The organism is Helicobacter sp. 12S02634-8 (assembly GCF_002272865.1).
In the GTDB taxonomy this organism is placed as follows: domain Bacteria; phylum Campylobacterota; class Campylobacteria; order Campylobacterales; family Helicobacteraceae; genus Helicobacter_J.
Genome location: NZ_MLAP01000005.1, coordinates 57,666 through 70,671, shown reverse-complemented (window position 1 = coordinate 70,671; position 13,006 = coordinate 57,666). Strand labels below are relative to the sequence as shown.

The 13,006-nt window shown below is 42.2% G+C and carries 12 protein-coding genes; 7 read left to right on the top strand and 5 right to left on the bottom strand.

Features of this window, described 5'->3' with window-relative positions:
* Positions 1 to 6 precede the first annotated feature (6 nt).
* The 5 genes from hisC to dxs are packed head-to-tail and all read left to right on the top strand — an operon-like array spanning position 7 to position 6,566.
* Complete coding sequence (gene hisC, locus BKH46_RS04380) at positions 7 to 1,125, top strand: histidinol-phosphate transaminase (protein ID WP_095225621.1); 1,119 nt, start codon at positions 7 to 9, stop codon at positions 1,123 to 1,125.
* 36 nt (positions 1,126 to 1,161) lie between these two features.
* Positions 1,162 to 2,859, top strand: a complete 1,698-nt coding sequence (gene fliF, locus BKH46_RS04375; RefSeq protein ID WP_095225620.1) for a flagellar basal-body MS-ring/collar protein FliF — start codon at positions 1,162 to 1,164, stop codon at positions 2,857 to 2,859.
* A 9-nt stretch (positions 2,860 to 2,868) separates the two neighbouring features.
* Complete coding sequence (gene fliG, locus BKH46_RS04370; RefSeq protein WP_095225619.1) at positions 2,869 to 3,900, top strand: flagellar motor switch protein FliG; 1,032 nt, start codon at positions 2,869 to 2,871, stop codon at positions 3,898 to 3,900.
* A complete protein-coding gene (gene fliH, locus BKH46_RS04365) occupies positions 3,887 to 4,702 on the top strand; it encodes a flagellar assembly protein FliH (protein WP_172402558.1) in 816 nt (271 codons plus the stop codon). The genes fliG and fliH overlap by 14 nt, the downstream gene beginning before the upstream one ends.
* Before the next feature lie 37 nt (positions 4,703 to 4,739).
* Positions 4,740 to 6,566, top strand: a complete 1,827-nt coding sequence (dxs, locus tag BKH46_RS04360; protein ID WP_095225687.1) for a 1-deoxy-D-xylulose-5-phosphate synthase — start codon at positions 4,740 to 4,742, stop codon at positions 6,564 to 6,566.
* A gap of 77 nt (positions 6,567 to 6,643) precedes the next feature.
* Here the strand turns inward: dxs and radA are convergent, their stop codons facing one another.
* Genes radA through BKH46_RS04345 form a run of 3 tightly spaced genes read right to left on the bottom strand, consistent with a single transcriptional unit; the run spans position 6,644 to position 9,459 of the window.
* Positions 6,644 to 7,990, bottom strand: coding sequence for a DNA repair protein RadA (radA, locus tag BKH46_RS04355; protein ID WP_095225618.1), 1,347 nt, complete (start codon positions 7,988 to 7,990; stop codon positions 6,644 to 6,646).
* Between the two features lie 3 nt (positions 7,991 to 7,993).
* Complete coding sequence (ftsY, locus tag BKH46_RS04350) at positions 7,994 to 8,863, bottom strand: signal recognition particle-docking protein FtsY (RefSeq protein ID WP_095225617.1); 870 nt, start codon at positions 8,861 to 8,863, stop codon at positions 7,994 to 7,996.
* Positions 8,864 to 8,874: 11 nt separating this feature from the next.
* Positions 8,875 to 9,459 carry a hypothetical protein gene (locus tag BKH46_RS04345; RefSeq protein WP_095225616.1) on the bottom strand — a complete coding sequence of 195 codons (585 nt, stop codon included), beginning with the start codon at positions 9,457 to 9,459 and terminating at the stop codon, positions 8,875 to 8,877.
* 64 nt (positions 9,460 to 9,523) lie between these two features.
* Between BKH46_RS04345 and BKH46_RS04340 the strand changes: the two genes are divergently transcribed.
* Complete coding sequence (locus BKH46_RS04340; RefSeq protein WP_095225615.1) at positions 9,524 to 10,138, top strand: 5-formyltetrahydrofolate cyclo-ligase; 615 nt, start codon at positions 9,524 to 9,526, stop codon at positions 10,136 to 10,138.
* Positions 10,083 to 11,654 (top strand): ribonuclease Y, encoded by a 1,572-nt coding sequence (rny, locus tag BKH46_RS04335; RefSeq protein ID WP_095225614.1) that lies wholly within the window; start codon positions 10,083 to 10,085, stop codon positions 11,652 to 11,654. The genes BKH46_RS04340 and rny overlap by 56 nt, the downstream gene beginning before the upstream one ends.
* On the opposite strand, the gene kdsB is transcribed toward rny, so the two are convergent.
* Positions 11,611 to 12,363 (bottom strand): 3-deoxy-manno-octulosonate cytidylyltransferase, encoded by a 753-nt coding sequence (kdsB, locus tag BKH46_RS04330; RefSeq protein ID WP_095225613.1) that lies wholly within the window; start codon positions 12,361 to 12,363, stop codon positions 11,611 to 11,613. The genes rny and kdsB overlap by 44 nt on opposite strands.
* The gene (locus BKH46_RS04325) at positions 12,360 to 12,971 is read right to left on the bottom strand and encodes a hypothetical protein (protein ID WP_095225612.1); all 612 of its coding nucleotides are present in this window, start codon (positions 12,969 to 12,971) and stop codon (positions 12,360 to 12,362) included. The genes kdsB and BKH46_RS04325 overlap by 4 nt, the downstream gene beginning before the upstream one ends.
* Positions 12,972 to 13,006: the final 35 nt, after the last annotated feature.

Here is a 13,006-nt window from a genome sequence, read left to right as displayed (position 1 = left end):
GCTTGAATGAATTTTAATCCAGAGTTGGACGAACTAGTTGTGTATGAGGCAGGGAAGCCTATTGAGCTTGTGGTTAGGGAATTTGGGATTTCTCCTAGTGAGATCATCAAACTAGGGAGCAATGAAAATCCCTATGGCTGCTCACCAAAGGTCAGTGCAGCTATCGCTCAAAACGCCAAAATGGCGAGCTATTATCCAGATGATTCGATGTTTGAGCTCAAAGAGGGGTTAGCACAAAAATATCATCTTGCTCCAAGCAATATTATTATTGGTTCAGGGAGCGATCAGGTGATCGAGTTTTGTATCCACGCTAAATGCGCTAAGGGCAATAGCAGGGTCTTGATGGCAAAAACGACTTTTGCGATGTATGAAATCTATGCCAAACAAGTTGGAGCAGAGATTATCAAGACTCCCAGCCATAGCCATGAAATTTTAGAATTCAAGCAGCTCTATGCCCAATACCAGCCTGATATAGTATTTTTGTGTCTGCCTAATAACCCCTTGGGTGAGTGTTTGGATAAAAGTGATGTGTTTGAATTTATCTCCCAAACCCACCCTGATACATTGGTCATTATTGATGGGGCGTATCAAGAATTTGCTTGCTTCAAAGACAAAAGCAAGGCCATAGCCCCAAAAGAGCTTTTAGAACGTTTTGAAAATGTGATTTATTTGGGAACTTTTTCTAAAGCCTATGGATTAGGTGGAATGCGCGTGGGCTATGGGGTGGCCCCAGAGGGGATTATCAAGGCTTTGCATAAGGTGCGCCCGCCTTTTAATATCGGGGTTTTGAGCTTGCTTGGGGCTGTTGAAGCACTCAAAGATGAAGATTTTGTGCAAGCTTGTATCCAGAATAATGCCAAAGAAATGATCCGATATGAGGGCTTTGCCCAAAAGCATAATATTGCTTTTATCCCATCTTGGACAAACTTTATCACTTATATCTTAAATGATACAAATCCTAGCACGCAGATATCCCATTGGCTCTTGCAAAGAGGCGTGATCGTGCGGGATCTTAGGTCTTATGGTATCAATGCTGTTAGGATCACTATCGGCACACAAGAGCAGAATACACGAGTGTTGGCATTACTCGAAGAGTTTTTGCAACAAAAATGCAATACTTTCTGACATAAAAAGTCAAAATAAAATTTCAGAGGATTGAGTTTGGATATCAAAGCCCTATTTCAGCAAGTTGCCACCCTTTTTGCTCGGTTCAATAAAAAGCAAAAAATTGTCATCATTGCCTCTGTTATTTTGATTGTAACTTTTATTATGTTTTTGTTGATTTTCCCACTCAAAGGCGATAAATACAGCAGTGGCTATGGGGTTTTGTTTGAGGGCATGAATCCTAGCGATAATGCCCTAGTCTTGCAATATCTCCAGCAAAATCAAATCCCTTATAAAGTTCCCAAAGATGATACGATTTTAATCCCTAAAGATCGTGTTTATGAAGAGCGCATTGCATTGGCTTCCCAAGGTATCCCCAAGACAAGCAAAGTAGGTTTTGAAATCTTTGATGTGAAAGACTTTGGGGCGACTGATTTTGACCAAAATATCAAACTGATTCGTGCGACTGAGGGCGAGCTTTCTAGGACGATTGAGAGTCTTAATCCCATAGACAAGGCCAATGTGCATATTGCTATCCCCAAAGATAGTGTTTTTGTGAGCAAAGAAGTAGCGCCCACAGCTTCAGTAATGCTAAAAATCAAACCCGATAAACGCCTATTGCCAGCCCAAATTGTTGGAATCAAAAACCTTGTAGCTGCTTCTGTCAGCAAGCTCACGCCAGATAATGTCAAGCTTGTCAATGAAAATGGTGAGCCACTTGGTGAGGGCGATGATTTCAGCACTTCCAAAGAGATTGCGGCCACACAGCTCAAATACAAGCAGAACTTTGAAAATATCTTAGAAAATAAAATTGTCAATATCCTCTCGCCCATTGTCGGGGGCCCTGATAAGGTGGTTGCGCGTATCAATGCTGATTTTGATTTCAGTCAGAAAAAAAGCACCCAAGAAACCTATGACCCCAATAATGTTGTCCGCAGTGAGCAAAATCTTGAGGAAAAGCGCGAGGGAGCCCAGCCCAAGCAAATAGGTGGTGTTCCTGGGGCTGTGAGTAACATAGGGCCTGTCCAAGGGCTTGATGATGATAAGCTCAAAGAAAAATATGAAAAATCACAAAATACCACCAATTATGAAGTCGGCAAGACTATCAGTGAAATCAAAGGGGAATTTGGCGTGCTCTCTCGCTTGAGTGCAGCTGTTGTGGTCGATGGGCGATACAAAAAGGACACACAAGGCGATGGAGAAACGATCCAATATGTTCCTTTGAGCGAAGATGAAATGCAAAAAATCGATGCCTTAGTCAAACAAGCTATTGGTTATAATCAAAGTCGCGGGGATAATGTAACGGTGAGTAATTTTGAGTTTGATGCAAAAGCTCAGAGTTATGCCCCAATGAGTGCTTTTGATAAGTTTTCTTTGAGTGTGGAAAAATATTTAGGCCCTTTCATGCCGCTTTTGAAATATTTGCTTGTGGTTGTGGTGATATTTATTTTTTACAAAAAGGTTATCTCGCCTTTTGCTGAGCGTATGCTTGAGGTGCAGGAGGTGCAAGAAGACAAGGTGGAATCTTTGTTTGAAATCAATGATGAAGATGACACAGATCTCAATAAATTCAGTGAAATGCGTAAGCGAGTCGAAGACCAGCTAGGGATTGGGAGTAATTTCAACGAAGATGAAGTAAAATATGATGTGTTGCTAGAAAAAATCAAAGCAAATATTGAAGAAAAGCCTGAAGAGATAGCTGCTTTGTTTAAAACTTTAGTCAAAGATGAGATACTGCCTGAGGGCAGGACATAGGAGCGAGCGATGGCTACAAAACTTACTGCAAAGCAAAGGGCTCAATATGATGAGCTATCGATGGCAGAAAAAATCGCAATTTTGCTGATACAAGTCGGCGAGGAGGGGACAAGCGAGGTTTTCAGACATCTAGATATTGAGAGCATTACAGAAATCAGCAAGCAAATCATGCAGCTCAATGGCACGGATAAAGCGATTGGCGGGGCTGTTTTGGAGGAATTTTATGCGATCTTTCAATCCAACCAATACATCAATAGCGGGGGCTTGGACTATGCACGGGAGCTATTGAATAAGACTTTAGGGCCTGAAGAGGCTAAAAAGGTGCTAGACAAGCTGGGCAAAAGCGTGCAATCGACTAAAAATTTCTCGTATTTGATGAAAGTCAGACCCCAGCAGCTTGCAGATTTTATCGTCAATGAACACCCCCAGACCATCGCATTGATTCTAGCACATATGGATTCTTCAAGCGCAGCAGAAACTTTGGGATATTTTCAAGATGATATGCGTGCTGAGATTTCTATCAGAATGGCAAATCTTGGAGATATTTCACCCAATGTTGTCAAGCGAGTTTCTACGGTCTTAGAAAACAAACTAGAATCCCTCACAAGCTATAAAGTCGAAGTCGGTGGCCCTAGGGCAGTTGCTGAAATGTTTAATCGATTGGGACAAAAGGCTGCGCGAGCTACTATCACTTATATCGAACAAATCGATGAGCAGCTGGCCAATGAAATCAAAGAGATGATGTTTACTTTTGAAGATATTTCTAAGCTTGATAAAAATGCTATCCGTGAAATCTTAAAAATCGCAGACAAAAAAGACTTGATTTTAGCGCTCAAATCTTCTCCTGATGACTTGAAACAGAAATTTTTGGATAATATGTCTACGCGTGCGAGTGAGCAGTTTGTCGAAGAAATGCAGTTTTTGGGTGCTGTGAAAGTCAAAGATGTTGAGGGTGCTCAGAGAAAAATTGTTGAAGTTGTGCAATCCCTTTCTGATAGGGGCTTGATACAAATCGGCGAGGAGGAGGATGTCGTTGAGTAATTTTGAAGAAGAAAATCTGATTGTAAAATCTGAATTACCCAAGCATAATGTGCAAAAATATGAATTCAAATCCATCGCTAAAAACCTTGATGGGGATTTCAAAGAAGAGGTCTATGCACCAAAAGATATGCCCCTGCCTGTGCAAGATTTTACAGAAAATAAACCCACTTCTGCAGCCATTGCCCCCTCGCTTGAAAAAGACCTTATCGAACGGCTGCTCCAAAAGACTGATGAACTCTCTAGCAATCTAGCCAAGCTCCAGATACAATTTGAAAAGCAACAAATCGAAATGGAAGAGCGGGTCAATACTGCACGCAATGAGGCTTATAAAGATGGCCTTAAGGAGGGCGAGGAAAAGACAAAAAAAGAGTTACTTGCTAGTGTGGAAAAAGAAAAGACAAACCTTGTGCACTCGATGGTTACATTTGATAAAGAAATGCAAAAATCTCAAAAAAACTTTGAAAAGCTTGAAAAGGAGCTGAGTGCGATCGCGCTTGATATTGCCAAAGAAGTCATCATCAAAGAAGTAGAAGCTGATAGCCAAAAGATTGCTTTTGCTCTCTCTAAGGAGCTTTTATCCCAAGTGATGGAAGCGACAGATATCCATATCAAGGTCAATACAATGGACTATCCCTATCTGGTCGAAAATCTCAAAGACACCCCTAAAATCAAGATTGAAGCTGATGGGGCCATCACTAAAGGAGGTGTGGTTGTGGTGTGTGATAATGGCACGATAGATGGGAGTCTGATGGCACGATACAAGACCCTCAAACAAAGTGTTTTAGACAATCTAAAGGCCTGAAATGGAACTCTGTGTATCGCCAAAATATCAGAGTCTTATGGGGCGAGATATTACTGATTTACGCCAAGTTTGCGAGGATATACGCAAGAGGATTTTAGAGGTCGTGAGTGTCAATGGGGGGCATTTGAGCTCTACTTTGGGGGCTGTGGAGCTGATTGTAGCAATGCATGCAGTGTTTGATTGCAGAGAAAATCCTTTTATCTATGATGTGAGCCATCAAGCTTATGCGCATAAGCTAGTTACGGGCAGATGGGAGGCTTTTGATACACTCAGGCAGTTTGGCGGGCTGAGTGGGTTTATCAAGCCCTCTGAATCCCCTTATGATTATTTTGTCGCTGGGCATAGCTCCACTTCTATTTCTATTGGCGTGGGGGTTGCTAAAGCTTTTGCTTTGGAGGGGAAATCAGGCATACCGATTGCATTGATCGGTGATGGGAGTATGAGCGCAGGGCTAGTCTATGAAGCTCTCAATGAACTAGGCGATAGAAAATATCCGATGATTATTCTCCTCAATGACAATGAAATGAGTATCGCTAAACCCATTGGTGCTATCAGTAAATACCTTTCTCATCTGATTGCAGGGCCTTTGTATCAATCTCTCAAAGACAGAATCAAAAAAATCTTAGGCAAAATGCCCGATAGTGCTTCTTATATCGCCAAACGTTTTGAAGAATCTTTCAAGCTCATCACACCAGGGATTTTGTTTGAAGAAATGGGGATCAATTATATAGGCCCGATTGATGGGCACGATCTTGAGGGAATCATGCATTCACTCAAGCTAGCTAGAGATATGAGAGAGCCAGTCATTATCCACGCGCAAACCACCAAGGGCAAGGGCTATGAGATTGCTGAGGGCAAATATGAAAAATGGCACGGGGTCGGACCTTTTGATATCCATACAGGGCAGTCCAAAAAGACAAGCAGTATCCAGAGCCCCACTGATGTGTATTCTCAAGTGCTTTTAGAGCGCGCAAGTCAAGACAAAAAAATTGTCGGTGTGACAGCAGCAATGCCAGGTGGTACGGGCTTGGGGGCTTTGATCGATGAGTATCCGGAACGTTTTTGGGATGTGGCTATCGCTGAACAGCATGCTGTGACTTCGATGGCAGCGATGGCAAAGGAGGGTTTTAAGCCTTTTGTGAGTATTTATTCGACTTTTTTGCAACGCGCCTATGATCAGATAGTCCATGATGTGGGGATTATGTCCTTGCCTGTGCGATTTGCTATCGATAGGGCTGGGATTGTAGGGGAAGATGGGGAAACCCATCAGGGCTTGCTAGATTTGTCTTATCTGCGCTCTGTCCCGCATATGGTTCTTTTTGCCCCTAGGGATAATGCTTCTTTAAAAAGCGCGATTGATTTTGCTATTAGCTGGGATCAGTCCCCTTGTGCTTTTCGATACCCTAGAGGGAAGTTTGCGCTCAAAGAGGGGGTCTTTGCTGATGGAGGGTTTGTTATCGGTAAGTCTGAGCTATTAAAAGAGGGGGAAGAGATTCTTTTAGTGGGCTATGGTAATGGCGTGGGTCGGGCTCATGGTGTGCAGGAGTTGCTTGCAGCAGAGGGCTTGTCTTGTGGGTTGCTTGATTTGCGCTTTCTCAAGCCTTTGGATAAAGATTTGAGTGAAATTCTTGCTGCGTATCGGTTTATTTTTGTCTTTAGTGATAGCTATAAAATCAATGGTGTCACATCAGCGCTGCTTGAATACGCAATGGAGATGGGACTAAGGCTTGATATGGAGAGCTTTGAAATCCCTGATAGCTATATTTTGCACGGCAATACTGCGATGGTAGAAGAGCATTTGGGGCTGACTCCGCAAGCTTTGAGTGAGAGGATTTTACAAAAGATAAAACACAAGCGATTGTGACTGAAGTTATTGGGTTATGTGCTTGTTGGATTCTTTTGTTTGCCTTGTGTGGGGATATGGGATAGAATTTAAAAGGCTCACATCCAATCTAGGATTTTTGTTACTTCTGTGGCTTCAAAGCATTTGATGGGGCTTTTTGTGTTGGGTTTTTTGGGGAGGATTGCTTTTTCAAATCCATAGCTTTCCATTTCTTTGAGTCTGAGATCGATATTACTCACTTCTCTGATATCTCCTGTAAGGCTCACTTCTCCGATAAAAGCAGTTTTGTTGGATAAGGGGCGATTTTTGAAGCTAGAGAGGATACTAGCAATCACTGCGAGGTCTGCGCTTGTTTCTGTGATTTTGATACCTCCTGTCACATTGACAAAAACATCATAGCCTTTGAGTGGGATTTCGATCTTTTTTTCTAAGAGGGCTAGGAGCATACTCAAGCGATTGGTATCAAAGCCTGTGGCCGATCGCTTGGGCGTGCCAAAGCTGATTTCACTCACTAAAGCCTGTATTTCAAGCACCAAAGCCCTAGAGCCCTCTAAGACCACAGTGATAGCACTTCCGGCCATAGCTTGCTTGTGTGAAAAAAACATTTTAGAGGCATTTTTAGCGCTGATAAGCCCCGTATCTTGCATTTCAAATATCCCTACTTCACTTGTCGTGCCAAAGCGATTTTTAAAGCCTCTGAGCATTCGGAGCTCTCGACTCGGATCGCCCTCAAAATACAATACCGTATCGACCATATGTTCAAGCACTCTAGGGCCTGCAATCGACCCTTCTTTGGTGATATGGCCGATGATAAATATAGCGATATTGTATTCTTTGGCTAAACGCATCAGTTCAAATGTGATTTCACGCACTTGCGAGATTGAGCCAGGGGCTGAGGTGATTTGAGGGGAGTAGATTGTTTGGATAGAATCGATGATACACACAGCATAGGCTTTTGTGGTGAGGTTGGCTTTGATGGAGTTGAGGTCGATTTCATTGAGTAAAAAGAGATTGTCTTCTACGCAATCAAGCCTTTGGGCTCTGAGCTTGATCTGTCCAGCGCTCTCCTCACCACTGACATAAAGCACCTTTTTGCCCTCTTTAGCAAGCCCTCCAGCGACTTTGAGTAATAATGTAGATTTCCCTACACCCGGACTCCCTCCAATCAGATAGAGCCCCCCAGCTGCAATCCCCCCACCAAGGACAATGTCAAACTCTTCTTGCGTGGAGGAGAATTTGATGATACTTTCGTGCTTGATGGCTGTGATAGGGGTTGCTAGAGTGCTTGTATGCAGGGTTTTGGTATCTTTGAGGGATTGGATTTGATGGCCATTGAGCTCTACTAAACTCTCCCACGCCCCACAACTACTGCATTTACCTAGCCATTTAGAGCTTTGGAATCCACAATGTTGGCACTCAAAAAGTGTTATCGGTTTTTTTGCCATCAATCACTCAAAAATCGAATCTAAAAGACTTTGGATAAAGGAATTTTCATCAAAAGGCACCAAATCATCGGCCTTTTCTCCGATACCAAGAAACAAAATAGGGAGTTTGAGCTCATGAATAATACTCAAAATCGCCCCACCTTTGCTTGTGCCATCTAATTTGGTGATGATGATGCCATCAATATGGATATTTTCGTGGAATACCTTTGCTTGCGTGATTGCAGAGCTTCCTTGCGTGCCATCGAGAATTAGGATTTTTCGGAATTCTTGGTGGTTGAGCGCTTTGGAGCATACTTGTGAGATTTTTACTAGTTCATTTTTGAGATTGGTCTGGTTATGGAGTCTGCCAGCAGTGTCGATGATGATGTGATCGACCCCTCGGGCGATACCTGCTTGGATTGTGTCAAATGCAAGGGCACTAGGATCGCCTCCGTGCTGTGTGGTGATAATATCTGTGCCTAGCTTGGCACTCCAGAGCTTGAGTTGCTCAGTAGCTGCAGCCCTAAATGTATCCCCAGCCCCTAAAAGGACTTTTTTGCCTTGTGTGATATATCTTTTGGCAAGTTTGGCAATTGTGGTAGTTTTGCCCGCTCCATTGACACCGATGATGAGCTCTACAAGTGGCTTGATTGCAATCGGCTTGAGCACGACTTTATCATAATAGCTTTCACCTCTAAAAAATCGCTCCAAAGCGACTTCTAGCTGATTTCTCTTGATAGTTTGGGGGAGGTGGGCTAGGAGGGAGTCGATGATTGCATAGTCAATATCGGCTTCTATGAGTGCTGTTTCTAGGCAATCTTTGTCTATGGTCGGGGCTTTTGTCCCAATAAGCGAGGAGATATTTTGGGCAGTTTTTTTAAAGATTTCAAACATCATACTTGCCTTTAGTGTGCTTTGAGTAGGGTGCTGATATCGTGTGCAAACATCTCTTCCATCACGATACCTGAGTAAGTTTGATATTTTTTCCCGTGTTTGCCATAGAGGACAAAATAAGGGATTTCAGGGGAGATATTGGAGTCTGCTTGGGGGTTTGGGGTTTGGTCTTGGGATTTTTCAGATTGGCGTATGAAATCTTGGAGCATATTTTTAGAATCGCTAGGATAGAGCAAGGGGAAATTGACTTGATTTTCTGCGATATAAGCAGTGATTTGTTCTTTAGGATAGGGCTTTGTGAGGATTCCAAAGATATGGATTTGAGGGAAAGTCAGCAAAAGATGGTCGATATTTAAAATATAATCTTTGGAGTCTTGGGATTGTAAGTCTAAAAACATCAATAAAATAATTTTCCCATCATCTTGGGGATCGTTGCTTTTATCTGCAAGCTCTAAATTCTCAAAATCACTCCAGAATTTAAAGGTCTGCCCTTTTGAATCACTGAAGGTGTATTGGGTCTGGTTTTTATGCCCACCCCCTGCAGAACAGCCCCAAAAAAGCACCAAACACACCATAAGCCCATAGAAATATTTCATAATTACCCTTTTGTAAGTTCTAACGATTTAAAATACTTTATTATACATAAAGAGAGATTAAGGAGTGAGGATAAAAGCACAATTTCGTGAAATTTGCAAAAGACATCTTTTGCGTCCTTTGGCAGCTAAAAGGATAGATTTTGCTGATAAAAAGATTGTAAGACTCTTAAAAAAAGAGCTCCTAGCCTTGGGGAGTAAAAATATTTTGCTTTATTGCCCGATGGATACTGAGGTCAATATTTATCCTTTGATTTATTGGCTCAAATCCCGCAGGGGCATACGGATATTTGTCCCCCATATAAATGGAGTTAGTTTTAAAATGGTAGCATTTCGGATGCCTTTGCATAAGAATCAATATAATATTTTAGAAGCTGAAAAATCTTTATTTTATTGGGCAAAAATTGACACAGCAATTATCCCAGTTTTAGGAATCGATAGGAGTTTTAGGCGCGTGGGGTTTGGCAAGGGAATGTATGATCGGTTTTTCCAGACACTCTCTTATCGCCCGCATATGATTTTTTTGAGTAAAAAGGTGATGGTAGCTAGAAATATCATCACCCAAAGCCACGATATTTTAGGCGATAAATTTATCCATAGTCGTTGTATTGTAAAAAGAGGGTTTGATGATAGAATACTTAGTGATAGGGTGTATAATATTTGGTTTGATGGTAGGGGTTAGTGTTTTTTTTATCTCTAAAAAGATCTTTAACACCAATGCAAATATCATCATCGAACAAGCAAAAGCCAAAGCCCAAGCGATCGAATATGAAGCCCAGACACTCCTAAAAAGCGAACAAATCAGAATCAAAGAGCTAGAATTAGAGCTGAAAAAAAAGTATGAATCCCAAGCTTCAAAAACACAAAAAGAATATCAAGATAAATGCACGACCTTGCGGGTGCAAGAAGATAGAATGCAGCAAAAAATTGAGCGAGAAATCGGCTTTCTTGAAGAAGAAAAGCAAAAAGTTTCAGACCTCAAAAATCAGCTATTTTTAGAGTATGAAGCACAAAATAAACTCATCAAAGAATACCAAAATATCAAGCAAAAAGCCCTCAATACACTCACTGAATACACAGGCTATACCAAAGAAGAAGCCAAGGCTTTGATTTTAGAATATCTCCAAGATGAGCTCATCGCACAAAAATCAGCCTTGATCCGAAGATATGAACACGAAGCCAGAGAAGAAGCACTCAAACGCGCTAATTACATCATCGCACAAGCTACCACGAGGTTTGCAGGGGAGTTTGCTACTGAGCGTTTGATCAATGTCGTGCATTTGCCTGATGATGAGCTCAAAGGCAGGATTATCGGTAAAGAGGGGAGAAATATCAAGGCACTTGAAATGATTAGTGGTGTTGATGTTATCATCGATGACACCCCAGGCACAATTATTTTAAGCAGTTTCAATCTCTATAGGCGAGCAATTGCGACTAGGACTATCGAGCTTTTAGTCGAGGACGGGCGTATCCAGCCTGCTAGAATCGAAGAGGTTTATGAGAGAGTTTATGCAGAAATGGAAGAAAAAATCCTCCAAGATGGAGAAAATACGATTTTAGATCTTGGACTAGGCTATATGCACCCTGAGCTCAAAAAGCTTGTAGGCAAGATGAAATATCGTGCGAGCTTTGGGCAAAATGCCTTGGGGCATTCTATCGAAGTGGCCAATCTAGCAGGGGTGATTGCAGGGGAGTTGGGCGGAGATGAGAAGCTTGCTAGACGTGCAGGGCTTTTACACGATATAGGCAAAGCGCTCACGCAAGAATCAGGGGGCAATCATGTGCATTTGGGAGCAGAAGTCTGTAGGCGCTATAAAGAGCACCCCGCTGTTATCAATGCAATCATGGCACACCACGGCGATGAAGATATTCAGAGCATTGAGGCAGCTGCTGTATGCACAGCTGATACGCTCTCAGCAGCGCGTCCAGGGGCTAGGCGAGAGGTGCTAGAGAGCTTTTTGAATCGTATGCAAGAACTCGAGCGCATTGCGATGGATAAAATGGGTGTCAAGCAAGCTTATGCAATCAATGCAGGTAGAGAAGTGCGTGTGATTGTGCGTGCTGATTTGGTTGATGACGCTCAAAGTATCGTGCTTGCACGCGATATCGCCAAGGAAGTTGAAACTTCTTTGCAATATCCGGGTGAAATCAAAATCAATGTGATCCGTGAGAGCCGTTCTGTGGAGTTTGCAAGGTAGATTTTAGAGCGTTTTGGAGGTCTTCAGGGGTGTCAATTCCGATACTTTTGCTTTCTGTGATACAGACAAAAATAGGCTTTTGGTGGTAGATAGCTCGGAGTTGTTCGAGCTTTTCGATATCTTCTAGGGGGCTTTTCTCTAAGGAGCAGAATTCTTCTAAACTCTGTGTATGGAAGCCATAGATACCTATGTGTCCGTAATAGGGGTGGTCTTTGAGTAAGGGATTTTCTAGTCCATCGCGGCTATAGGGGATAGGGAGTCTTGAGAAATAAATCGCTTCAAAAGAGCGCGCACAGACGACTTTGACAAGATTGGGATTGGCGATTTGGGTTGTATCGATAGCCTTAGCACAAGTCCCCATAAAAGGGGCATGACGCATTTTTTCTTTGAGTAGTGCGATAACTGAAGTTTCTAAAAATGGTTCATCAGCTTGGACATTGATGATGATTGCATCAGGGGGTAAGTTTAGCTTTTTGGCTGCTTGGGCGCAGCGATCTGTCCCACTTGTGTGTGTTGTGTCTGTGAGGATAGCTTTGATGTTGTGTTTTTGACAGATTTCAAGGACTTCTTGGCTATCGCAAGCAACGATAGTTTCATCGACTTTTTGGGCATTGCGCGCTGTGGCAACAACCATAGGGACACCTTGGATAGGTGCTAAGATTTTGCGAGGGAAACGCGTAGAATCAAGTCTTGCGGGGATAATAATCATTGTTTGTCCTTATTTTTTTCTAAAAGCTTAACACAAACAAAGGCAAAAAATACTAGAAAAATAGCATAAGAAGAGGGGGAGGGGATTTTTTGACCGATGAGATAATGGATACTCCCTAAGAGTCCGGCCAGATAAAATAAAGGCGATACATAGCGAAATAAACGAGAGAAAAAAATCGAGAAAATCCCCAAAACAACAAGACACAAAAAGCCCATCAGCCCTAAAAATAAATAAATCCTATTCAAAAGTTCATTGATGATATGCCCCCATTGGAGTCCTTGTATAAAAACTACATAAAAAAATATATGCCCACTTGTGTAAAAAAGCCCATAAAGTCCCAAGATTTTAGCGATATAAGAGAGAGTTTTTGCGTGCGCCTTGGGCTTTTGGGTATGTTTTTTTCTGTATTTTTTATATTGTCCTAATAATCCCCCAAGGCCTAGTGCGACCAAAATCCCTAACAAAAAATAAATCCCCCAAAGCCCCAAAAAATGCAATATCACCTCAATGGGGGCTGCTCCATATTGCCCCATTGCTAAGCGCCAAAGCAGATAAATAAGCGGACAAAGCCCCAAAAATATGCTGAAAAAAATAGCGAAATAGCCCAATAATTACTCCTTGCATCATATTTGATTGACAAAGT